The sequence below is a fragment of the Streptomyces sp. B6B3 genome (assembly GCF_039871525.1).
Lineage (GTDB): Bacteria > Actinomycetota > Actinomycetes > Streptomycetales > Streptomycetaceae > Streptomyces.
Map to the genome: position 1 here is coordinate 269,350 of NZ_JBDPLU010000004.1, position 21,864 is coordinate 291,213.

The 21,864-nt window shown below is 74.6% G+C and carries 18 protein-coding genes; 9 read left to right on the top strand and 9 right to left on the bottom strand.

All coding sequences use genetic code 11. The features are described from left to right. The first annotated feature begins 16 nt into the window (after nucleotides 1-16). On the top strand, nucleotides 17-388 hold the full coding sequence (locus ABGB06_RS11435; RefSeq protein WP_347588010.1) for a cupin domain-containing protein: 372 nt from the start codon (nucleotides 17-19) through the stop codon (nucleotides 386-388). Between the two features lie 435 nt (nucleotides 389-823). Further along, nucleotides 824-2,338, top strand: a complete 1,515-nt coding sequence (locus ABGB06_RS11440; protein ID WP_347588012.1) for a phosphatase PAP2 family protein — start codon at nucleotides 824-826, stop codon at nucleotides 2,336-2,338. A gap of 19 nt (nucleotides 2,339-2,357) precedes the next feature. Here the strand turns inward: ABGB06_RS11440 and ABGB06_RS11445 are convergent, their stop codons facing one another. Further along, nucleotides 2,358-3,299: an AraC family transcriptional regulator gene (locus ABGB06_RS11445; RefSeq protein ID WP_347588013.1), complete on the bottom strand. Its 942-nt coding sequence runs from the start codon at nucleotides 3,297-3,299 to the stop codon at nucleotides 2,358-2,360. A gap of 82 nt (nucleotides 3,300-3,381) precedes the next feature. On the opposite strand from ABGB06_RS11445, the gene ABGB06_RS11450 reads away from it, so the two are divergent. Next, nucleotides 3,382-4,254, top strand: coding sequence for an NmrA family transcriptional regulator (locus tag ABGB06_RS11450; RefSeq protein ID WP_347588015.1), 873 nt, complete (start codon nucleotides 3,382-3,384; stop codon nucleotides 4,252-4,254). A 518-nt stretch (nucleotides 4,255-4,772) separates the two neighbouring features. Further along, a complete protein-coding gene (locus ABGB06_RS11455) occupies nucleotides 4,773-5,498 on the top strand; it encodes a hypothetical protein (RefSeq protein ID WP_347588017.1) in 726 nt (241 codons plus the stop codon). 63 nt (nucleotides 5,499-5,561) lie between these two features. Here ABGB06_RS11455 and ABGB06_RS11460 read toward each other — a convergent pair whose 3' ends face one another. Further along, on the bottom strand, nucleotides 5,562-6,572 hold the full coding sequence (locus ABGB06_RS11460; protein WP_347588018.1) for a sulfotransferase: 1,011 nt from the start codon (nucleotides 6,570-6,572) through the stop codon (nucleotides 5,562-5,564). Between the two features lie 127 nt (nucleotides 6,573-6,699). Here ABGB06_RS11460 and ABGB06_RS11465 point away from each other — a divergent pair, with 127 nt between their 5' ends. The 3 genes from ABGB06_RS11465 to nirD are packed head-to-tail and all read left to right on the top strand — an operon-like array spanning nucleotide 6,700 to nucleotide 11,538. Continuing rightward, the gene (locus ABGB06_RS11465) at nucleotides 6,700-8,505 is read left to right on the top strand and encodes an FAD-dependent oxidoreductase (RefSeq protein ID WP_347588020.1); all 1,806 of its coding nucleotides are present in this window, start codon (nucleotides 6,700-6,702) and stop codon (nucleotides 8,503-8,505) included. Between the two features lie 4 nt (nucleotides 8,506-8,509). Then, entirely contained in the window at nucleotides 8,510-11,131 is a 2,622-nt protein-coding gene (nirB, locus tag ABGB06_RS11470) for a nitrite reductase large subunit NirB (RefSeq protein WP_347588021.1), read from the top strand. After that, nucleotides 11,131-11,538 (top strand): nitrite reductase small subunit NirD, encoded by a 408-nt coding sequence (gene nirD / locus ABGB06_RS11475; protein ID WP_347588023.1) that lies wholly within the window; start codon nucleotides 11,131-11,133, stop codon nucleotides 11,536-11,538. The genes nirB and nirD overlap by 1 nt, the downstream gene beginning before the upstream one ends. On the opposite strand, the gene ABGB06_RS11480 is transcribed toward nirD, so the two are convergent. Both ABGB06_RS11480 and ABGB06_RS11485 read right to left on the bottom strand, forming a co-directional pair. After that, the gene (locus tag ABGB06_RS11480; RefSeq protein ID WP_347588025.1) at nucleotides 11,517-12,062 is read right to left on the bottom strand and encodes a hypothetical protein; all 546 of its coding nucleotides are present in this window, start codon (nucleotides 12,060-12,062) and stop codon (nucleotides 11,517-11,519) included. The genes nirD and ABGB06_RS11480 overlap by 22 nt on opposite strands. A gap of 119 nt (nucleotides 12,063-12,181) precedes the next feature. Further along, nucleotides 12,182-13,267, bottom strand: coding sequence for an endo-1,4-beta-xylanase (locus ABGB06_RS11485; RefSeq protein WP_347588026.1), 1,086 nt, complete (start codon nucleotides 13,265-13,267; stop codon nucleotides 12,182-12,184). A gap of 163 nt (nucleotides 13,268-13,430) precedes the next feature. Between ABGB06_RS11485 and ABGB06_RS11490 the strand changes: the two genes are divergently transcribed. Beyond that, the gene (locus tag ABGB06_RS11490) at nucleotides 13,431-14,351 is read left to right on the top strand and encodes a universal stress protein (RefSeq protein ID WP_347588028.1); all 921 of its coding nucleotides are present in this window, start codon (nucleotides 13,431-13,433) and stop codon (nucleotides 14,349-14,351) included. A 71-nt stretch (nucleotides 14,352-14,422) separates the two neighbouring features. Here ABGB06_RS11490 and ABGB06_RS11495 read toward each other — a convergent pair whose 3' ends face one another. From ABGB06_RS11495 to ABGB06_RS11505, 3 genes are all read right to left on the bottom strand, one after another. Beyond that, nucleotides 14,423-17,182, bottom strand: coding sequence for a glycosyl hydrolase family 65 protein (locus ABGB06_RS11495; protein WP_347588030.1), 2,760 nt, complete (start codon nucleotides 17,180-17,182; stop codon nucleotides 14,423-14,425). Further along, entirely contained in the window at nucleotides 17,179-17,988 is an 810-nt protein-coding gene (locus tag ABGB06_RS11500) for an HAD-IA family hydrolase (protein WP_347588032.1), read from the bottom strand. Before ABGB06_RS11500 ends, ABGB06_RS11495 begins: the two co-directional genes overlap by 4 nt. 169 nt (nucleotides 17,989-18,157) lie before the next feature. Beyond that, the gene (locus tag ABGB06_RS11505) at nucleotides 18,158-18,826 is read right to left on the bottom strand and encodes a pyridoxamine 5'-phosphate oxidase family protein (protein WP_347588034.1); all 669 of its coding nucleotides are present in this window, start codon (nucleotides 18,824-18,826) and stop codon (nucleotides 18,158-18,160) included. Nucleotides 18,827-19,284: 458 nt separating this feature from the next. On the opposite strand from ABGB06_RS11505, the gene ABGB06_RS11510 reads away from it, so the two are divergent. After that, complete coding sequence (locus ABGB06_RS11510; RefSeq protein ID WP_347588035.1) at nucleotides 19,285-19,662, top strand: hypothetical protein; 378 nt, start codon at nucleotides 19,285-19,287, stop codon at nucleotides 19,660-19,662. A 39-nt stretch (nucleotides 19,663-19,701) separates the two neighbouring features. On the opposite strand, the gene ABGB06_RS11515 is transcribed toward ABGB06_RS11510, so the two are convergent. Together ABGB06_RS11515 and ABGB06_RS11520 are read right to left on the bottom strand one after the other, a co-directional pair. Beyond that, entirely contained in the window at nucleotides 19,702-20,175 is a 474-nt protein-coding gene (locus ABGB06_RS11515; protein WP_347588037.1) for a nitroreductase family deazaflavin-dependent oxidoreductase, read from the bottom strand. A gap of 215 nt (nucleotides 20,176-20,390) precedes the next feature. Further along, the gene (locus ABGB06_RS11520) at nucleotides 20,391-21,803 is read right to left on the bottom strand and encodes an endo-1,4-beta-xylanase (RefSeq protein WP_347588039.1); all 1,413 of its coding nucleotides are present in this window, start codon (nucleotides 21,801-21,803) and stop codon (nucleotides 20,391-20,393) included. Nucleotides 21,804-21,864: the final 61 nt, after the last annotated feature.

A 21,864-nucleotide genomic window follows, 5' to 3' on the forward strand; every position in this document is an offset into this window, starting at 1 on the left:
CGGAAGCATGGATGTCATGGAAGACCTCACCCTCCTCGCGGAGCAACACCTGGCCCTCGCGCGACAGGCCGAGCACGGCCGCAGCGCCCATCTGTTCCTGCACGACGGGCCGTTGCGGCAGAGCGTGATCGCGCTGGCCGCCGGAGCGGAGCTGGAGGAGCACACCGCGCCGCCCGCCGCGAGCCTGCACGTGCTGCGCGGCCGGGTGCGGCTGATCGCGCGGGAGGGCGAGGACACGGAGCTGCGCGCCGGACAGGTGCTGAACATCCCGCAGGGCCGGCACAGCATCCGCGCCCTGACCGACTCCGCGATCGTCTTCACCACGGTCACCGCGAACCCGGAGCCGGTGGCCGTCTACGACAGCCGGAGGACGCCACAGGCCGGGTGAGCCGCGTGGGGACGGCGGCCGAGTGACGACGGCCGCCGTCCCCACGCACGGGTCGCTTGCCGCGGGTCGCTTGCCGCGGGTCGCTTGCCGCGTCGTCGCGGCACCGCGGTGCCTCCCGGCCCCGCGCGGCCCGGGCGCCGAGGCCGCGCCGTGCTACACCCCACCCGCACCACTGGCACCACCCGCACCACCCACACCGGCACGGAAACGCCGGCCGGCCGCCGCCGGCCCGCACCACCCGCACCACCCGCACCACCCGCACCAGCACGACGCCGGCCGCCACCGCCGACCCACGCCACCCGCACCAGCAGGGCCACCACCGCCGGCACGGAGCGCCGGGCGGCGCTCGGGACGGCCATACCCGGACCCCGACATCCGCGCCGACCCGGAACCGACCCGGGAGCGAACCCGGACAACACCCGGAAAGGGACAAGCATGGGACGCCTCAGCCGTCTGGACCGCCGCGTCTTCGCGCGCGTCGCGGCCGCACATCCGCCCGGCGTGCAACGGGTGCTGCCGCGCCTGAGCCGTTCGGCGAACCACGGCGTGCTGTGGTTCGCCACCGCCGCCGGGCTGGCCGCGGTGGGCGGCCGGCGCGGGCGCCGCGCCGCGCTCCGCGGCGTCGCCGCGCTGACGCTGGCCTCGGCGACGACCAACACCGTCATCAAGTACCTGGCCCACCGCCAGCGTCCGCTGATCGACGCCGTGCCGCTGGCCCGCCGGCTCGCCCGCCAGCCGCTGACCAGTTCGTTCCCGTCGGGGCACTCGGCCTCGGCCGCGGCGTTCGCCACCGGCGTGATCCTGGAGTCGCCGCGGCACGGCCTGCCCGTCCTCCCGGTGGCCGCCAGCGTCGCCGCCTCCCGCGTCTACGTCGGCGTCCACTACCCGTCCGACGTGGTCGCCGGCTGTCTGATCGGCATCACGGCGGCCTACACGACGAGCCAGGTGTGGCCGCGCCGCCCGCCGCCGCAGGGGCTGGTGCACCACCGGGCGCCGGCGCCCGCGTTGCCCGAGGGCGCGGGCCTGTTCGCGGTCGTCAACGACCGCGCCGGACCCGGCGGCGAGGGCAGCGCGGAGCGGCTGCGGACCGTGCTGCCGCAGGCCGAGGTGGTGACCTGCGGCGAGGGCCAGGACCTGGGCGCGCTGCTCGACGACGCGGCGAAGCGCGCCGCCGAGGTCGACGGGGCGCTCGGCGTCTGCGGCGGCGACGGCAGCCTCAACGCGGCGGCCCGGCGCGCCGCCGAACATCGCGTGCCGCTGGCGATCTTCCCGGGCGGCACGCTCAACCACTTCGCCCTCGACACCGGAATAGAGACGTTCGAGGACACCGCCGAGGCGGTGCGGAACGGCGACGCCATCGCGGTGGACCTGGCCCGCGTCCGCAGGACCCGGGGCGTACGGGGGTCGGGCCCCGCCGACGAGGCGTTCCTGAACACCTTCAGCCTCGGCCTCTACCCCGAGGTGGTCCGCATCCGCGAGTCGCTGGAGGACCGCATCGGCAAGTGGCCGGCCGCCGCCGTGTCCATGGCCCGCGTGCTGCGCACCGCCCGCCCGGTGGAGGTGGAGCTGAACGGGCATCCGCACCGGCTGTGGCTGCTGTTCGTGGGCAACGGGCTGTACTCCCCCGAGGGCTTCGCGCCCGCCCACCGCACCCACCTCGACGACGGGCTGCTCGACGTGCGCGCCGTGACCGCCGACCGGCCGCTGGCCCGCACCCGGGTGGTGCTCGCCGCGCTGACCGGCACGCTGCCCCGCTCCCCCGCGTACTCCGCGGCCCGGCTGCCGGAGCTGCGGCTGTCCGGGCTGCCCCGGGACACTTCCCTGTCCTACGACGGCGAGGCCGCGGACGCCGCGACCGAACTGGTGCTGGACAAGCGTTCCGGCGGCCTGACCGTCTACCGGCCGGCCCGCTCCGCGGACGACCTGCAACCCCGGGCGGGCGACGCCTAGCGGTGTCCGGGGCGCGGGGTCAGCCGACGCGGTGTTCGCTCGGGCTGACCCCGCGCTCCCGCTTGAACGCCGCGCTCAGCGCGAACGCGCTGCCGTAGCCCACCCGGCGGGCCACGGCCTCCAGCGTGAGGCCCGGTTCGCGCAGCAGGTCGGCGGCCAGCTCCAGCCGCCAGTTCGTCAGGTACGTCATGGGCGGCTCCCCCACCAGGGAGGCGAAGCGGCGCGCGAGCCCCGCCCGTGACGCGCCGGCGCGCGCCGCCAGCGCGGCCACCGTCCAGGGGTGCGCGGGGTGCTCGTGCAGCAGCCGCAGCGCGGGACCCACCACGGGGTCGCCGTGCGCCCGGAACCAGCCGGGCGCGTTGCCGCGCGGCCCGGCGAACCAGGCGCGCAGCACGGAGATCAACAGCAGGTCGAGCAGCCGGTCGAGCACGATCTCCTGGCCGGGCCCGTCCTTCACGATCTCCTCGCCGAGCAGCGGCAGCAGCGCCGACTCCCACTCGTCCGCGCGCAGCGCCAGCACCGGCGGCAGGGCCCGCAGCAGGCGCCCGCCGATCTCGCCCGGCACCTGGTACGTGCCGATCAGCAGCGCCGTCGCGCCGTCGGGTCCGGTGCCCCAGGTGCGCGCGCCGAGGCTCATCTCCTCGCACAGGTTGACCCGGCCGTCCAGCGACATTCCGCACCCGCCGGGCGTGACCAGGGTCTGCGGCGGGGTGCCCGGGTCGTCCGCGGCGGTGTACGGCGCGGGGCCGCGCACCACGGCCACGTCACCCGGCCCCAGCCGCACCGGCTCCGCGCCGGAGCCGGCGTCGGGCACGATGTACGCGCCGCCCCTGGCCACGCACACCACGGTGACCGGCGCCTCGTCCATCACCCGCACCCCCCACGGCGGATCGACGATGACACGCATCAGGAAGGCGCCCCGGGCCCGGGGTCCGTCCAGCAGGGTGGTGAGGGCGTCCATGGTGAAAGAGCGTAGACGCACGCGTATGCGTCCGAGCCCCTCGCCGATGTTGTCCTGCCCCCGCCGCCGGTGGAATGAGGACATGACGACGAACGCCGCGCACGGCATCACGAGCACCCACACCACCGACTCCCCCACCGCCGACACCCATCTGGTACTCGGCGGCACCGGCAAGACCGGCCGCCGCGTCGCCGAGCGGCTCGCCGCCCGGGGCGCGTCCGTGCGGATCGGCTCCCGGTCCGGCACGCCCCGCTTCGACTGGACCGACCAACGCACCTGGGAGCCGGTGCTGCGGGAGGTCACCGCCGCCTACGTCGCGTACGCCCCCGACATCTCCGCCCCGGACGCGGCCGAGCACATCGGCGCCCTCGGCGAGCTCGCCGCCGCGCACGACGTCCGGCTGGTGCTGCTCTCCGGGCGCGGCATGGCCTCGGCGCGGCCGGCCGAACGGGCGCTGCGGGAGTCGGGCGCGGCGTGGACGATCCTGCGCTGCGACTGGTTCGCGCAGAACTTCAGCGAGGAGTTCCTGCGCGATCTGGTGCTCGCCGGCGAGATCGCGTTGCCCACCGGCGAGGTGCCCACGCCGTTCGTCGACGCCGACGACATCGCGGAGGTCGCCACGACCGTCCTCCTCGACCCGGGCCACGCCGGCGCCGTCCACGAACTCACCGGCCCGCGTTCGTTGACCGTCCGCGAGGCCACGGCGGAGATCGCCGCCGCCACGGGCCGGGAGCTGCGCTACCTCCCGGTGTCCGCCGACGAGTTCGTCGCCGGCATGGTCGGCGCCGGCGTGCCGGCGGAGCTCGCCGGGATGGTCGCGGCGATCTTCACCGAGACCTTCGACGGCCGGAACACCGAGCCGACCGACGACGTCCGCCGCCTCCTCGGGCGCGAGGCCCGGGACTTCGCCGACTACGCCCGGAGCACGGCCCCGACGGGCGTGTGGCGGGGGTAGCGTGTCGCGCATGCCCCAGCCCTCCGACCGTTCGACATGTCGAACGTCGTTCGTAAAATTGGACGAGAGTGCTGACACGAGGGCTCCGCGACTGATACGTTCCAGCCGGGCTGGGAGGTGGTCCGTGTCCCCACGCCACCCCCCGAGGAAAACTGTGATGTCGCGAAGGTCGATACGAAAGCGCGCACCGCTGCCTCGTGCGTTGTGCTGAGCGGGGAGACGACACTCCCGAGACTCGCCACGGCACGGCAGCGACCCAACGCAGCAGCAGCGATGGCCGGCTCCGTCGTCGGCCCGCGGTCGTGACGCGGCGTGCGCCCCCAGGGCCATCCGGCCACCCCAAACCCCCCAGCCCGGCCGGGCGGCCCTGGGCCAGCGCACCCTCCCTGTCGGGAGCACCAGAACGGGAACTGGATCATCGCCGGGCGCGTCCGAACTCCTCGATGAGCATTGGACTTTCGAGTGGACTTTCGAGGGGGATGTGGGGGATGAGGCGGATGCGCGGCCGATGGGGTGCGGTGACTGCGGTCACGGTGGCGCTGGTGGTGACGCTCTCGGCCTGTGACGGGGGCGGCGGCCGGCGGAGCGGCGGCAGCAGCGGTGGCAGCGACGGAGGAAGCGGTTCGTCGGCGGACAAGCATGACGACGATGACCTCAACCTGGACGATCTGGGCGACGCCGGCAGCGCCGGAGGCACCGGGACCGACGAGGAGCCGGAGGACGCGCTGCCGGCCACCGAGGAGACCGCGAACGCGATCCTGCCGGACCTGCCGGCCCTGGAGGGCACGGTGTTCACCGTCTCGGGCGGGCGCGGCGACACCGGCTTCTGCCAGCAGTACACCAGCGCCTGCGGATCGGTCGCGGCGCAGTCCCAGATCGGGTTCCTCAACGCGGCCGAGGACGAGATCGCCGCGTTCCAACTGCTCGCGCACGACAGCGCGGCGGACGCCGGCGTCACGCTGGCCAACGCCGAGGACGAGGTCGGCGCCGACGAGACGTTCGGCGCGGGCGGACTCGCCGCGGCGGGCGACGACGGCGCCAGCTACGTCATCACCGAGGGCGGCGAGCAGGTGGCCTACGTGACGTTCGTCCAGCGCGGGCCGTACGTCGGCATCGTCACGCACTCCGCCGAGGACCCGTCGGTGCTCCGGGACACGAGCGTGGCCGAGTCCCTGAACGCGATGCTCGACGCCCGCATGACCCAGGCCACCGCCGGCCAACAGCCCACGGCCACGGTCGGCTGACCCGGTCCGCCGAAGGCCCGGGCAACGCCCGGGCCTTCGGTCTCCGGCAGCGGCCCGGCGGGCTCAACCCGCGGTGGTCAGGGCCTGGGTGCCGGGGGCGCAGGCCGCCTCGACAGCGGCGTAGTCGGTCGGGGTGAGGGCGCGGGCCGCCGGGTGGGCGCGGGCCGGGTCGAGCAGGCCGCGGGCGGCCGCCAGCCAGCCCGGGTCGGCGGTGACGCCGACGAACTCGGCGAGCCGCGTCAGCTCGCGGTCGGGCTCGGCCAGCAGCGCCTCGTAGGAGAGCGAGGTGCGTGCCGCGGCCGGAACGGCGGCGAGGTGGTCGACGCCCTCCACGACCAGCTTCGACCAGAGCTCGGCGTAGCGGTGCACCGGCAGTGCGGCGTCGCGGATCAGCACCGGGTCGAAGCTGGAGCTGAAGATGGCCGCCAGGTCCAGCGGCAGCGCGGCCACGTGCTCCGGCGTGATGTCGGCGAGCCGCCCGACGCCGGCCACCGCCATGACCTCGTGCACCAGCGCGATGGTGCGGTAGCCGACGTGGCGGCTCATGGACAGGGCGCAGTCCGGACCGTCCCGGTGCAGATGGACGAAGCGGGCCTCGGGGAAGCAGGCGCGCAGCCGGGGCACCCAGTGCAGCGAGTAGCCGGAACGCTCGACCACCACGCGGCGGTCGAAGCGGAGCCGCAGCGTGTCGAAGAGCGCCAGGAAGTGCTCGGCCGCCGGGCGGCTCGGCCACTTCGGCACCACGCGGGCCAGCTCCTCCTGGAGCCGGGCCGGGTCGTCGGTGAGGTGCGGCAGCACCATCAGGCGCACGGCGGCGAGGCCGGGACGCGGGTCGAGGAACTCGGGCAGCGGCGCGCCGCCGCGGATCATGGCGTCGAAGAACGGGTTGGGCTCGGCGAGCAGCCGCCAGAAGTCCCCGCCGGTCATCGGCTCGGCGGGCAGCGCCCGGTCCGGGTCGACCAGGGACGCGCACAGCTCGTTCAGGCTGAGCACGTCCGGATGCAGGTTGACGATGCGCGAGAGCGTCGTCGAGCCGCTACGGCCGGTGCCGACGACGAAGGTTAAGGGCGCCATCACGGCAGGGTACCGCGCGGTTCCCAGCGCTCTCACAGTGTGGGAGGCGGGGCGCTGAGGTCAGCGTTGCCCGGGGGAAACGACCGTGATGCGGTCGGGTAACAGCCTGCCCGCACCCTTTTGACCCATGAGCTCGGAAACGCGTGTGGTGATCGTCGGCGGCGGGATGGCCGGCGCCCGGCTCGCCCAGCACCTCGGCGGGGCGGCCGGCGTCTCGGTGACCGTGGTGGGCGAGGAACCGCACGCCGCGTACAACCGGGTGCTGCTCGCCGAGGTGCTCGGCGGCCAGTACCCGCCCGAGGTGATCGCGCTGCCCCGCCCGGACTCGGGCGTCACGTGGCTCTCCGGGGTGCGGGTGGTGCGCGTGGACCGCGCCGAACGGTCGGTGGTCTGCGACGACGGGCGGGTGCTGGGGTACGACGCGTTGGTGCTGGCCACCGGCTCCAACCCGGTGCTGCCGCCGCTGCGCGGCCTCTTCCCGGCGGACGGCGGGGAGCTGCCCGAGGGCGTGCACGCGTTCCGCGGCATGGACGACTGCCTCGCCCTGGACGCCGCGCTGGCGCGCGCGCCGGGCGGCGCGCGCGCCGTGGTGATCGGCGGCGGGCTGCTCGGGGTCTCGGCGGCCCGCGCGCTGGCCCGACGCGGCGCCCGGGTGACGCTGGCGCAGCAGGCCGAACGGCTGATGGAACGCCATCTGGACGCCGACGCGTCGGCGTTGCTCGACGCGCACCTCACGGAGCTGGGCGTCGAGGTCCACACGGAATGCCGCGTCCGCGGGGTCCTTGCCGGACAGGACCCGGACCAGAGCGCGGCACCGTCCGACTCGCGGGCGGCCCGCGCGGCTGCCCTGGCCGGCCCGGGCAGCCGCGACGGCGGGAGCGAACACCCGGAGACCGCGGACGACCGCGCGAGCGCGCCGGACACCGCTGCGGTCGGCGGCGGGACCGCGAACGGCCGCCCCGACGGCCCGGGCACCGGCGCCCGCGGCGAGGCCGCGCCGACGAGGGCCGCTGACGGCTCGGGGGGTGGGTCGGGGGGTGGGTCGGGCGTCGCCGCTGGCGGGGGCGACGGCCGGCGGGTCGGTGGGGTGGAAGGCCGCGGGAAGCGGGTGGTGCGGGGGGTGGTGCTGGCCGACGGGTACGAGCTGGCGGCCGACATCATCGTGCTGGCCTGCGGCGTGCGCCCGCGCGTCGGGCTGGCGCGGGCCGCCGGGATCGAGCTCGGGGCGCGCGGCGGCGTGCGGGTGGACGACCAGCTGCGCACCAGCGATCCGCGGATCTTCGCGCTCGGCGACTGCGCCGAGCACGACGGCGTGCTCTACGGCCTCGCCGGCGCGGCCCAGGAACAGGCCGACGTGCTGGCCCGCGTACTCGCCGGGCCTGGCAGCCCGGACCAGGCGGCGGACCTGGACGCCGGCACGCACGCCGAGAGGCGGCCTGGCGGCCACGCCCCGGGCGCCTCCGGCGGCGGCCCGTCCGCCGAAGCGCGGCCCGGTGCCGTAGGCAGCGGCGCCCGCGCCGAAGCGGACCTCGGCGCCCCGGGCAACGGCGCGCACGCCGGAACAGAGCTCGGCACCCCGGGCGCCGCTCCCGGCGGCGGGGACGGCGGGCCGCGTTATTCGGGGACGCGGGCGCTGGTGCGGCTGACGTTGGGCGGCGGCGCCGGGGCAACCGGCTCCGCGGCCTTCGACCTGGCCACGTTCGGCGACACCACCCCCGCCCCCGGCGACGACGTGGTGCAGCTGGCGGACGCGACGCGCGGCGCGTACCGGAAGATCATCGTCCGCGGCGACCGGCTGCGCGGCGGCATCCTGCTCGGCGACCTCGGCAGCGTCGGCACCCTGGCCCGCACCTGGGAGGGCGACGAGCCGCTCCCGGCGGCCGCTCCCCTGCTCCACCTGCTCACCCACGACGCCCACCACGGAGGGTTGTAGAGATATGGCCACGGAACGCACGACGCCCCGCGAGACGATCGTGCTGGTCGGTCACGGCATGGTCGGCCAGCGCTTCCTGGAGGAGCTCGCCGACCGGGGCGTGACCGAACGGGCCCGGATCGTGGTGCTGTGCGAGGAGCCGCGCCCCGCGTACGACCGGGTGCACCTCACGTCCTACTTCTCCGGCACCACGCCGGAGCAGCTGTCCATGGTCGAGGACGGCTTCATGGAGCGGCACGGCATCGAGCTGCACCTCGGTGACCCCGCGGTGGCCGTCGACCGCGCGGCCCGCACCGTCACCGCGCGGTCCGGGCTGACCGTCGGCTACGACACGCTGGTGCTGGCCACCGGCTCGTACCCGTTCGTGCCGCCGGTGCCGGGCAGCGAGGCCGAGGGCTGCTTCGTGTACCGGACGATCGAGGACCTGACGGCCATCGAGGACTACGCGAAGGGCGCCACGACCGGCGTCGTGGTGGGCGGCGGGCTGCTCGGCCTGGAGGCCGCGGGCGCGCTGAGCGGCCTCAGGCTGGCCACCCACATCGTGGAGTTCAACGCGCGGCTGATGGCCATCCAGGTGGACGAGGGCGGCGGCGCGGCGCTGCGCCGGAAGGTCGAGGAGCTGGGCCTCACCGTGCACACCGGCGTGGCCGGCGAGGAGATCACCACGACCGAGGGCGGCGTGGTGTCCGGGATGCGGCTGTCCGACGGCTCGGTGCTGGAGGCGGATCTGGTCGTGTTCTCCGCCGGCGTGCGCCCCCGCGACCAGCTGGCCAGGGAGTCCGGTCTGGAGGTCGGCGACCGCGGCGGCGTGGTCATCGACGAGCGGTGCCGGACCACCGATCCGCACGTCTACGCCGTCGGCGAGTGCGCCAGGGCGGTGGACGGCATGGTGTACGGGCTGGTGGCGCCGGGCTACGAGATGGCCGCCACCGCCGCCGCGCACATCGCCGAACAGGGCGCCGACAGTGCCTCGTTCACGAGCGCCGACACCTCGACCAAGCTGAAGCTGCTCGGCGTGGACGTGGCCTCGTTCGGCGACGCGCACGGCGCCAGCGAGGGCTGTCTCGACGTGGTGTACTCCGACTCCCGGGCCGGCGTCTACAAGAAGCTGGTGATGGCGCAGGACGGCACGCTGCTGGGCGGCGTGCTGGTGGGCGACGCCGACTCCTACGGGCTGCTCCGCCCGCTGACCGGTTCGGTGCCGCCGGCCCCGCCCGAGCAGCTGGTGCTGCCGGCCGGGCTGGCGCCGCCCACCGCGCTCGGCCCGTCCGCGCTGCCGGACTCCGCGACGATCTGCAACTGCCACAACGTCACCAAGGGCAGCGTCCGCGCCGCCGTCACGGAGCACTCCTGCGGCAGCGTGCCCGAGGTGAAGAAGTGCACCAAGGCCGGCACCGGCTGCGGCAGCTGCCTGAAGGTGCTCACCCAGCTGGTCAACGAGGAGCTGGCGGCCGGCGGCGCCACCATCGACCAGGGGCTGTGCGGCTGCTTCGGGCACACCAGGCAGGAGCTGTACGAGATCGTGCTCGCCCTGCGCGTCACCTCGTACCAGGAGCTGCTGGACGGCCACGGCCGCCCGGAGGCGCGCGGCGGTGACGGCTGCGAGATCTGCAAGCCGACGGTGGCCTCGATCATCGCCTCGCTGGCGCCCACGATCGGCGCCGGGGGACACGTGCTGGACGGCGAGCAGGCGGCGTTGCAGGACACCAACGACCACTTCCTCGCGAACCTGCAGCGCAACGGCTCGTACTCCATCGTGCCGCGGGTGCCGGGCGGCGAGATCTCGCCGGAGAAGCTCATCGTGATCGGCGAGGTGGCCCGCGACTTCGGGCTCTACACCAAGATCACCGGCGGCCAGCGGATCGACCTGTTCGGCGCCCGGGTGGACCAGCTGCCGGCGATCTGGGGACGGCTGGTGGCGGCGGGCTTCGAGTCGGGGCACGCGTACGGGAAGTCGCTACGCACGGTCAAGTCCTGCGTCGGCTCGACGTGGTGCCGCTACGGCGTGCAGGACAGCGTGCGGATGGCGATCGACCTGGAGCTGCGCTACCGCGGGCTGCGCTCGCCGCACAAGCTGAAGTCGGCGGTCTCCGGCTGCGCCCGCGAGTGCGCGGAGGCGCAGAGCAAGGACTTCGGGGTGATCGCCACCGCCAACGGCTGGAACCTCTACGTCGGCGGCAACGGCGGCGCCACCCCGCGGCACGCCGACCTGCTGGCCCAGGACCTGTCGGACGCGGAACTGGTCCGGCTCATCGACCGGTTCCTGATGTTCTACATCCGCACCGCGGACCGCCTGGAGCGCACCTCGGTGTGGCTGGAGCGGCTGGAGGGCGGCCTCGACCACCTCAAGGACGTGGTGGTGCACGACTCGCTGGGCATCTGCGACGAGTTGGAGGCGCTGATGGCCGCGCACGTGGCGGGCTACCGCGACGAGTGGGCGGAGGCCCTGAACGACCCGGAGAAGTTGCGCCGTTTCGTGTCGTTCGTCAACGCCCCCGACGCGCCCGACCCCACGGTCCGCTTCGTCGCCGAACGCGACCAGCACAAGCCCGACCTGACGCTGCTGTCGGGTCCCGACATCCCGGTCCGCGGCGCCGACCGCGCGCTCGAAGGGAGCACCCACTGATGACCACGGTCACGGAAACAGTCACCGAAGCAGTCGCCTCGCCCCTCCCCGGAACGCTCACCCAGACGCTGGCGGGCGCCCAGGTGCAGATCGAGTGGGAGGGACGGTGGGTCCCGGTCTGCGGGGCGGGCGAGCTGACGCCGGGTCGCGGGGTGGCCGCGGTGCTGCCCGACGGGCGGCAGGTCGCGGTGTTCCTCGACCGGTCGGGCCGCACCTACGCGATCGGCAACCGCGACCCGTTCACCGGCGCCTACGTGCTCTCCCGCGGGCTGCTCGGCTCCACCGGCAACGACGGGCGGCCGTTCGTCGCCTCGCCGCTGCTGAAGCAGCGGTTCGACCTGGTGAACGGCCGCTGCCTGGACGACGAGGCGGAGTCGGTCCCGGTCTACCCCACCCGGCGGCGGTAGTACGCCACGGCGACCAGCAGGAGCACCGGACCCCAGGCCAGTAGCGGCAGGTAGCAGACGGCGAGCAGCCACTGGTGGCCGAGGCCGCCGATGAAGGTGGGGTCCAGGAAGAACCGCCACATGGCGAACGTCCAGATCGCGGTGAGCGCGACCGCGCCGGACACCGCGGGCAGCACGGCGGCCAGCGGCGGCACCCGCCGCCCGCCGACCAGCGGGATCCAGCGCGGCACCACCTCGCCCCACGGCCGCACCAGGCCCTGGGTCAGCAGCGCCAGGCCCTCGGTGACGAGGCTGAGGCCGACGATGTACACCCGCTCGCCGAGCCCCGGCGGTTCGCCCAGGTCTCCGGCGGCCACCGGCAGGCCGGCGACGAGGGCGACCCGCCACAGCGCGGAGGGCAGCACCAGCAGCGGGACCAGATGGGCCAGCCGCCGCGCCGTGCGGGACACGGGCACGGGCACGGGCGCGGCGGGCGACGACGGGCCGGACGGTTCGGCGGGGGTGGCGAGGGTGGCGGCGCTCATGCCCCCAGCCTCGTCGCGCCCCAGCCCGGCCGCGTCGGACGGCGGTCCGATCCCGCTCCCCCGCCCGGGGGAGGGCGGGACGAGCGGGGCGGACGAGAAGGTCCCGCGGCGCGGCGGGCTCAGCCCGTGCCGGCCGCCAGGAACGCGTCGCGGATGGCGTCGTGGGCCGGCTTCGTCTGGTAGTTCTCGTCCCAGGGGTGCGCCGCCCCGTAGCCGGGGAACGTGCCGGGGATCCACGAGTCGGCGTCGGTGAAGCCCCAGACGGTCACCCCGATGCAGGCCGACACGGCCGTGCAGGCGTCCACGACGGCCCCGAAGTCGCTCGCCTGCTGCGCCAGTTCGGCGTCGTCGGCGGGCATCTCGATGCGCACGTCCAGCTCCGTGACCGCCACCTCCAGGCCGAGGTCGGCGAACCGCTGGAGGTTCTCCCGCATGTCGCCCGGCACCTGGCCGACGATCAGGTGCGACTGGAAGCCCACGCCGTCGATCGGCACGCCCTGGTCGAGCAGCGACGACACCAGGTCGTACAGGCCGTCGCTCTTCGCGCCCAGGCCGTCCGTGTTGTAGTCGTTGATGTACAGCTTGGCGTCCGGGTCGGCCGCGTCGGCGGCGCGGAACGCCTCGGCGATGTAGGACTCGCCGATCTCCTGGAGGAAGACCGAGTTCCGCAGCGTGCCGTCCTCGTTCATCGGCTCGTTCACCACGTCCCAGCGCGCCACCTGCCCGGCGTACCGCGACGCCTCGGTGGTGACGTGCTCGGTCATGACGTCGAGCAGTTCGCCCTCGTACTGGCCGTTCTCCACCCAGCCGGGCAGCTGGCTGTGCCAGACCAGGGTGTGGCCGTGCACCTCCTGGTCGTGGGCCTGGGCGAACTCCACCACCTCGTCCGCGCCCGACCAGTCGAACTGGCCCTGCACCGGTTCGACCGTGCCCCACTTCATCTCGTTCCCCGGGGTGAGGCTGCTGAACTCGGTCGCGGTGATGTCCGTGTACGTGGGGTCGTCGTTGAGCGGCGAGCCGACGCCGAGGCCGGCGAAGCGCCCGCTGGAGGCGGCGGCGTCCCGCAACGGGGGATCGACGCGGGGCGTGTCGGTGGCGGCGGCGTGGCCGTAGGCCAGGAGCGGGGCGATCAGCGCCCCGGCGGCGATGCCGACGGCGAGCGCGCGGCGGCTGCGCGTGCGCGAGGGGGGACGGACGTCGGTCATGAGGGGGTCGTGCCCTTCGGTCGAGCCCCCGCAGGCTGACGTTCTCTTTCTAGTGCCGCCGGGCCCGGGGGTCAACGCCCGTCTCGCGTCGCGGTGCGGATCGCGCGACAGTGGACGTGTCGGGACGTTTCGGAAGAGGCGCGTCCCGTGGGAGGTGACGGTCATGATCGGCACGGACCGGCCCGTCGTGGTCGGCGTGGACGGATCGCCGGAGAGCCGGGCCGCCGCGGACTGGGCCGCCCGGGAGGCGGCGGCCCTGGCGCTGCCGCTGGTGCTGGTGCACGCGTGGGTCGAGGAGCCGCTGTACGGGGCGCCGGCGCCCGAGCGCGAGGCGGCCGACCGGCTGCTCGACCAGGCCGTGGCCGAGGTCTCCGAGCGGCATCCGGCACTCTCGGTGCGCGGCGAGCTGCTGGCGGCCACCGCCACGGAGGGGCTCACGGCGGTCAGCGAGGAGGCGGAGATGTTGGTCCTCGGCTCCCGCGGGCACGGCGCACTCGTGGGCTTCCTGCTCGGCTCGGTGGGCCTGCCGGTGATCGCGCACGCCGCGCGGCCGGTGGTCCTGGTGCGCCCCGCCGACGGCCGGGCGCACCCCGTCGAGGGCTCCCTGGAGGGCTCCGTGGGGGGCGTCGTCGAGGGTGCGGAGGGCAGCGACGAGGTGGTGGTGGGGCTCAAGGACCTCGGGCCCGCGGTGGTGGGACCGCTGGACTTCGCCTTCACCGCAGCGGCGGCGCGCGGCGCCGCGGTGCGCGCCGTGCGGGCCTGGGGCACGCCCTCGCTCTTCGGCTCGGACGTGCCGGGCGATCCGGCGGCCGAGACCGAGGGCGGCCTCGCCGAACGGGAGGGCCGCGCCCTGGTCCAGGTGCTGGACCCGTGGCGGCAGCGGTATCCGGGGGTGCCGGTGATCGAGCACGTGCGGTTCGGCAACGCCTCGGAGGTGCTGCTGTCGGCCGCCGCGTTCCGCGCCGCGCTGGTCGTCGTCGGCCGCCGCCGGCACCGTCCGAGGCTCGGCCCGCGCGTCGGCCCCGTGGTGCACGCCGCACTGCACCACGCCCGCCCGCCGGTGGCGGTCGTCCCGTACGACTAGCCGGCGGCCCGGGCTCGCCCGTACGACCAGCCCGGACGACCGGCGGGCCCGGCCGCGCTGGGCGAAAGGGGCTAGCCGGTCTGGCCGTCGGGGCTGTGGTGCCCGTCGGGGCCGCCCTGCAGGGCGCGTTCCGCCTCGGGCATGCCCTCCGGGAGCGGCAGCAGGCGGTCCTCGCCCGGGGCCACGTCGACGAACTGGCCGGCCGGGGTCAGCTCGACCCGCACCGCGGTCTCCTCCCACGGCGGCACGCCGATCCACAGCTGTCCCGGCTTCATCCGCACCCGGACTCCGACCCCGCGGTGCCGGACCGAGAAGGCGAACTCGGACAGCTCGGGCAGCGGCGCGGGGTCCAGGCACAGCGAGCCGTCCCGGGTCTCCAGGCCGGTCAGGCAGCGCTGCACCAGATCGACCGTGCCGGCCATGGCCCCCAGGTGGATGCCCTCCTCCGTGGTGCCGCCCTGGATGTCGGCGACGTCGCTGGCCAGCGCCTCCTCCAGCAGCGCCCATGCGTCGCGGGACCTGGCCCGGGCCAGCACCCAGGCGTGCACCAGGCCGCTGAGCGTCGAGCCGTGGCTGGTGCGGGCCAGGTAGTAGTCGACGGTGCGGCGCCACGCGTGTTCCTCGAGGTGGTAGCCGAGGCGGTCGAAGAGGCCGAACAGCTCCGCCGGCGAGAAGAGGTAGCCCAGCATCAGGACGTCGGCCTGTTTGGACGCCTGGTAGCGGTTGACCGAATCGCCCTCGGCCTCCAGGATCCGGTCGAGCCGCCGGATGTCGCCGTACCGCTCGCGGTAGCCGTCCCAGTCGAGCTCGGCCAGCGCGCCGTAGCCCTCGAACTGGCTGATGACCGGCTGCCCGTCGGGGCCCCGGTGGAACGGGACCCGCAGCCGCCGGGAGATCTCCTCCCAGCGCGCGAGCTCGCCCGGGTCCAGGTCGATGCGCTCGAACAGCTCGTGGCGCCGGGACACCGGCAGCGTCCGGACCAGGTCCAGCGCGCGGGCCAGCACCCAGGCGGCGGTGACGTTGGTGTAGGCGTTGTCGTCCAGACCCGAGCCGTCGGAGCCCGGGTACGCCTCGTGGTACTCGTCGGGGCCCACCACGCCCCTGATCCGGTAGCGGCCCTCGCCCCCGTCGGCGGCGGCGTCGTACTCGGCCGCGTCCGACCAGAACCTGGCCACCTGCAGCAGCATCTCCCCGCCCCTGGTGTGCAGGAACTCGGTGTCGTCCGTGGTCTGCGCGTAGCGCCACACGTTGTAGGCGATCGCCGAGCCGACGTGGTGCTGGAGTCGGGAGTTGTCGGCGAGCCAGCGGCCCGAGCGCGGGTTGAGGTGCAGCGCCGGGGTCTCCTCGCGGCCGTCGCTGCCGGACTGCCACGGGAACATCGCCCCGGCCCGGCCCGCCGCGCGGGCGGCCCGGACGGCGGCGGGCAGCCGCCGGTAGCGGTAGTCGAGCAGGGCGCGGGACACCTCGGGCAGGTGCAGGTTCAGGTACGGCAGCACGAACAGCTCGTCCCAGAACACGTGCCCCCGGTACGCCTCGCCGTGCAGTCCCCTGGCGGGCACGCCGACGTCGAGTTCCGTGGTGTGCGGGGAGAGCGTCTGGAGCAGGTGGAACAGGTGCAGTCGCAGGATCCGGCCCGCCTCCCCCGGCACCTGCAGGTCGGCGAGCCGCCACAGCCGTTCCCAGGCGGCGTGGTGCGAGGCCAGCAGCCCGGCGAAGTCGGGCGCGCGGCGCACCCGTTCCAGGGCGGCCGGCAGCGGCCCGCTGATCGCCGGGTCGCGCGACGTGTGCAGCGCCACGGTCTTCTCGACGCTGACCGGGCGGTCCGGCGTGACCGGCATGACCAGCCGGTGCGCGGCCCGGAAGTCGGCCAGCCGGATCCGGGTGGCCGTCGGCGCGGGCGACTCGGGCCCCGGGCGGGTGCGGGCGGCCTGCACGATCCGGACGTCGGAGACCTTGGTCCGGCAGCGCAACCAGACCACGTCGCCGCCGGCCTCGTCACCGCCATCGTTCGCACCGCCCGGGCCCGGGGCACCGTCCGGGCCGGGGCCGCCGCGGTCGAGGTCCCCGGCGAGATCGAGGTCCTGGCCGGTGCCGAGCTCGGTGAGATGGTCGCCCGCCAGGTCGTGGTAGCGCGCCACACCCTCGTTGCGCACCGAACCGTCGAGCGCGGACTCCACCTCGACGGTCCCCGACCAGTCCTCGGCCGTGAACGTGGTGCGCATCGCGGCCAGATGCGGGTCGCCCATGTGCACCAGCCGGCACTGCTCCACGCCGAGGTGCCGGCCCTGCCCGTCGCGGTACCGCAGGGTGCGGGTCAGCGTGCCGGCGCGCAGGTCGAGCACCTGCCGGTACAGCACCAGTCCCTCCCGGTCGCGGTCGGGCGAGAACCACTCGCCCTCGGTGCCGTCGTCCGGGCGCATCCGGAAGCGCAGCGGCAGCCAGTTCGGCAGGTTGACCAGGTCCTCGTGGTCCAGCCGGCGGCCGGAGACCGAGCTGACCAGCCGGTCGTAGAGACCGGCCAGATAGCTGCCCGGGTAGTGCGCGGGGTCCGCAGTGCATTCGGGGGCGGCGCCCCGGGTGGCGAGGTAGCCGTTGCCCAGGGTGCACAGGGCCTCGCGGAGCCGTTCGGCGCGCGGATCGTAGCCCTCGTACTCCCAGGTCCAGCCCGCCGGGTCGGTGCTGCCCGCCGCCCAGGCGGCCGCGTCGGTCCAGGTGGCCGCGTCGGCGAGGGCGGCCCGGTCCCCCGCGTCGGTCTCGCCGTTCGTCAGCGCGGGGTCGGCGCCGGTCGCCGGCTGGGCCGGATGGGTGTTCGTGCTCGTCGGTCGTGTCACCGGCTCACCTCGTCCAGCAGTTGCCCCGGATCGTCGACCACCACGTCCGCGCCGCGCCGGCGGAGCTCCTCGGCGAACCCGTCGGCGCTCGGCGCCGCCTCCCCCACCCGGGCTTCCCGGCCCTCGTCCCCGTCCCCCCGCCCGCGCCCGTCCGGGCGTGGACCGGCCGTCCGGTCCACGCCGACCACCAGCCCGAAGCCGCCGCGCCGGCCCGCCTCGACGCCGGCCAGCGCGTCCTCCACCACCGCGGACGCCTCGGGCTCGACGCACAGCCGCCGCGCCGCCTCCAGGAAGAGCGCCGGCTCCGGCTTGCCCGGCAGGTGCAGGCGGGCCGTGTCGTTGCCGTCCACCACCGTCTGCAGCAGCGAACGCACCCCGGCGCGGGCCAGCAGGTCCCTGGCGTGCCGGGAGGCGGAGACGGCCGCGCAGCGCACCCGCGCGTCGTGCAGCGCGAGCAGCAGCCGCACCGTGCCGCGCCAGCATTCGACGCCGCGCTCCCTGAGCAGTTCCACGAAGAGCTCCTCCTTGCGGGCGGCGACCGCGCAGACCGTCTCGGTGCCGGGCGGATCGTCCGGGTCCCCGTAGGGCAGCCGCAGGCCGCGCGCCGCGAGGAACGCCGCCGCCCCGTCGAGCCGGGACCTGCCGTCCACGTGCCGGCGGTAGTCCGCGTTCTCGTCGAACGGCGGGCTCAGCCCGGGGATCGCGTCGAAGGCGTCCTTCCAGGCGGCGGCGTGCACGCGCGCGGAGTCGATGATCACACCGTCGGTGTCGAACACCACCGCGCGGCACTCCGACAGCTTCCGCATGCCCACACCTCCGCACGCCCGTAGGAGGGCCTGGCTTCCATGGGAACGCGCCACCGGCCGGCTGGCAAACGGGGCGCCTCCCTGCCCGATCCGGAAGGTTCGCAGGTGCCGCCGCCCGCAGGGCACCGCGCGCGGGCCCCCCCGGAGGCCGCCCGGAGGCCAGTCGGGGTCAGCCGAGGGGGACGCGGCGGCCGGCGAGGCGCTCCGCCTCGACCCTGACCCACCGGGCCAGGTCGTCGCCCGGCCACGGCTCCTCGCGGTCCCGGGCGGCCAGCCGACTGATCGTGTCCCGGTCCGTGACCTCGCGGGCCCGGCCGACCGCCATCACGCTCCAGCCCACCCGCTGCGTCTCGTCCAGCTGGTCCACCTCGAAGGCCACGTCCTCGCCGTCGGCGATCGGCGGGGCGGTGCCGGGCTCGGCCCGGAACACCACCGCGTCGTCCAGGTAGCGGTAGCTGACCGGCACGATGGTGGGTCCCTCCGGCGTGGCCACCGCGACCCGGCCCACGCGGTGCGCGGCCAACAACTCGCGGCATTCGGCCGGGCCCAGCTCGGTGGGCTGGGCGCGCCGGCGCAGCGGCGCCTCGGCGTCGGCCCCCTCCGCCGATTCCTCCACGCCGCTCAGCCGGGCGACCGTGGTCTGCAGGGCGCGCGCCACCCGGGTCAGCGAGCCGATGCTCGGGGAGGCGGCATGGGTCTCCAGATACCGCAGGTACTCGGGCGCGATGCCGGCCTGCCGGGCGACGTCCTCGCGGGTCAGGCCCAGCCGTTCGCGGCGCAGCGCCACGCGCCTCCCCACGTCGCTGCGGTGGTTCGACCCCGAGGGCGCACCGGCCACCCGCGGCACCCTCCTTCCCTGCTGCGGTCCCTCGGATCCAGCATCGCCGCGGGTCGGGGCCGCCGCCACTCCGCCGCCACTCCGCCGGGACGGTATGGATCAGCGGGGGATCAGAAGTGGTGGCCGCAGGCGCGACAGACGTCGCGGTTGTTCGGGCACCAGGCGCCGCAGCCCGGGCACTGCTTCAGCGCCACGGGCGCGGTCTGGGGTTCGAGCGAGCTGAGGGTCATCGTGCGACCGTCTTTCCCGTGTCTGAGCACGTGTCTGAGCATGTGTCCGAGCATGCGGCCGAGCGCCGTCCTGCTGAGGTGCTGTTGTCCGGTTACCGGCCCGGGTATGCCAGCTCACCTCGTCGCGGCGGCCGGTCGCGGGTGGTCGCGGGGCGCGCGGGCCGGCCCGGGGAACCTCGGGCGCGCGTACCGCGTCTCAGTTGCGTGAGCACGGGTGAGAGAACGGGCGTGAGCGCCGGGGGCGGGGCGGGGGCCGGGGTGGAGTACTGGAAGGTGTACTGGCACCACGACTTCCCCGACGAGCCGGTGGCCATCTACAGCGAGATCGGCGCCGACGGTCACGAGGTGCGGCGGGTGGAGGAGTTCCCCGGCGGCCGGGTGGGGTGGGCGGACGGCGAGCGCGGCGACGGGGGCAGCGCGCTGGCCGAGGTCGCGTTCGGCGACATCCAGGAGGTCGCGGCGCGGCCGGAGTTCACGGCGTTCCTGATCGGCCGCGAGGAGTTCCAGGCGGTCTGGTCACGGGCGACCGCGAGCATCCCCGCTCAGCGGTCGCGGACCGGGGGACGCGTCCCGGCGGCGCCGACCGCCGAAGGGCTCCATCCCTAGCGTCCCCGGCGGCGGTCCCCCAGCGACCCTCAGCGACCCTCAGCTCGGGGTGATGCGGAAGACGGGGTGCCGCGGGGCGATGCGGCGTAGCTCCGCCTCCGAGGAGTTCGGGCCGACGCCGTCGAAGAAGACCCCGACCTCGGCCTTCCAGCGCTTCAGATAGGCGCGCAGCAGCTCCGGCTTGTCCGCGTCCGGCACCTCCTCGGCGGTGAACGGCTGTACCTTCCTGCCCAGGTGCAGTTCGCCGCCGCCGGCGACCCGCATGTTGTGGGTCCACTGGACGTGGCCGCGCGGGGCGACCAGGTACTGCTGGTCGTCCACGACCAGCAGGTTGACGGGGGTGCGGCGCCACTCGCCGCTCTTCCGGCCGCGCACGGCCAGCACCCGGGAGCCCATGACGCTGAGACCCCGCCGGGTGAGGAAGGCGACGAACCGGTTGAACACCTGGCGGGTGAACCAGCCTGGCCGTCTGACGTGGCTGCGGTCCGCGGGGACCGGTTCGGGGTTGCTCACGGGTGTCTCGCTTCCGGCTGCTCCGGGAGAGCGGCGCTCTCGCCTGTGCGCACGATGATCGCAGGCGCGCGGCGGCGGCGCGCGGCGGGACGGTCGGGAGGCCGGCGGTTGGAACCCGGCGGCGGAGCTGTGGCAGGAGCGCATGGGGTTAGCTCCGCCGCCGGGGGCGGTGTCGACGGTGTCACCGGCGTCCGGTCATGGGTGCCGGGTGTCGGTCACGCCGTCGTGCATTGGGTGCCGTTGAGGCTGACGACGGGTGTGCTGTAGGTGGCGCCGCTGTTGGTCTGGAAGCCGAAGCTGACGGTGCCGTTGGCCGCGACCGTGCCGTTGTGTTGGGTGTTCCGCGCGGTCACCGACGTGCCCGACTGGCTGATCTCGGCGTTCCAGGAACCGACGATGGTGCCCGCGGGCAGCGCGAAGGTGATCTGCCAGCCGCTGAGCGCCTGTGGTGTGGTCACCCTGAGCTCGACCACGGAGCCGTTGTTCCAGCGGTTGGCGACGTAGCTGGCGGTGCAGCCGGTCGGCGGGTCGGGATCGCCCGGGTCACCGGGATCGCCCGGGTCGCCCCCGAAGGCGGTCACCATCGCGCTGTAGGCGGGCTTGGGCTGGTAGTTGTCGTCGTAGAGGCACGCCGCTCCCTCGCCGGGGAACGTGCCGGGCACCCAGGAGTCGCGGTCGCTGATGCCCCACACGGTGATGCCGGAGCAGGCGGACACCTCCAGGCACATCTGGGTGATACCGGCGTACTGCTGCGCCTGGCGCTGGAGTTCGGAGCTGTCCGCCGGCGTGCTGATCCGGATGTCCAGCTCCGTGATGATCAGTTCCAGGCCCAGGTCGGCGAACCGCTGCATGTTCGACTTGAAGCTGCTGGTGTTCTGGTCGAGGACCAGATGCGACTGGAAGCCGACGCAGTCGATCGGCACGCCCTGGCTGAGCAGCGAGCTGACCAGGTTGTAGAGGCCGTCGCTCTTCGCGTTGTCGGTCTCGATGTTGTAGTCGTTGATGCAGAGCTTGGCGTCCGGGTCGGCGGCGTCCGCGGTCCGGAAGGCGGTCCCGACGAAGCTGGTGCCGATGGTGTTCTGGAACACCGACCCGCGCATCGTGCCGTCCTCGTTGAACACCTCGTTGACGACGTCCCAGTACTCGACGTCGTTCTCGAAGTGGTTGACCACGTTGGTGATGTGGTTGTTCATGATCGAGGTCAGCGTGCTGGCGTTGAAGCCGCCGTTCGACACCCAGCTGGGCAGCTGGTTGTGCCAGACCAGGGTGTGGCCGTAGACCTGCTGGTCGTTGGCCTGGGCGAAGTCGACGAGTTGGTCGCCGCCGCCGTAGTTGAAGCTGCCCCGGCTGGGCTCGGTGCTGTCCCACTTCATCGCGTTCTCGGCGGTGACGCTGTCGAACTGTGATGACGCGATGTTCGCGTAGGTGGAGTTGCCCAGCAGACCGTTGTTGATCGCGGTGCCTACGAACTTGCCGTTGGCCGCGGCGGCTTCGCGCAGCGAGGCGGCCAGGGTGCTCGGCTCGTCCTGGGCTCGTTCCTGTGCCTGCACGCCGCCGGCCAGGGCGAGGCCGGAGACCAGCACGCCGGCCGCGATGACGGCAGCGGCTCTTCGTTTACTGGGAAACACGGAGATGTCCCTTCTTGTCATGCCCCCCGCATGGTGACGCGTCAGTTGTAAGCGGGGCGCA

Bases quoted from the DNA above. Each gene is read 5' to 3' on its own strand.
- ABGB06_RS11490 (WP_347588028.1), top strand. From the start codon at position 13,431: ATGATCGGCACGGACCGGCCCGTCGTGGTCGGCGTGGACGGATCGCCG.
- ABGB06_RS11450 (WP_347588015.1), top strand. From the start codon at position 3,382: ATGACGACGAACGCCGCGCACGGCATCACGAGCACCCACACCACCGAC.
- ABGB06_RS11440 (WP_347588012.1), top strand. From the start codon at position 824: ATGGGACGCCTCAGCCGTCTGGACCGCCGCGTCTTCGCGCGCGTCGCG.
- ABGB06_RS11480 (WP_347588025.1), bottom strand. From the start codon at position 12,062: ATGAGCGCCGCCACCCTCGCCACCCCCGCCGAACCGTCCGGCCCGTCG.
- nirB (WP_347588021.1), top strand. From the start codon at position 8,510: ATGGCCACGGAACGCACGACGCCCCGCGAGACGATCGTGCTGGTCGGT.
- ABGB06_RS11445 (WP_347588013.1), bottom strand. From the start codon at position 3,299: ATGGACGCCCTCACCACCCTGCTGGACGGACCCCGGGCCCGGGGCGCC.
- ABGB06_RS11500 (WP_347588032.1), bottom strand. From the start codon at position 17,988: ATGCGGAAGCTGTCGGAGTGCCGCGCGGTGGTGTTCGACACCGACGGT.
- nirD (WP_347588023.1), top strand. From the start codon at position 11,131: ATGACCACGGTCACGGAAACAGTCACCGAAGCAGTCGCCTCGCCCCTC.
- ABGB06_RS11435 (WP_347588010.1), top strand. From the start codon at position 17: ATGGAAGACCTCACCCTCCTCGCGGAGCAACACCTGGCCCTCGCGCGA.
- ABGB06_RS11460 (WP_347588018.1), bottom strand. From the start codon at position 6,572: ATGGCGCCCTTAACCTTCGTCGTCGGCACCGGCCGTAGCGGCTCGACG.
- ABGB06_RS11485 (WP_347588026.1), bottom strand. From the start codon at position 13,267: ATGACCGACGTCCGTCCCCCCTCGCGCACGCGCAGCCGCCGCGCGCTC.
- ABGB06_RS11465 (WP_347588020.1), top strand. From the start codon at position 6,700: ATGAGCTCGGAAACGCGTGTGGTGATCGTCGGCGGCGGGATGGCCGGC.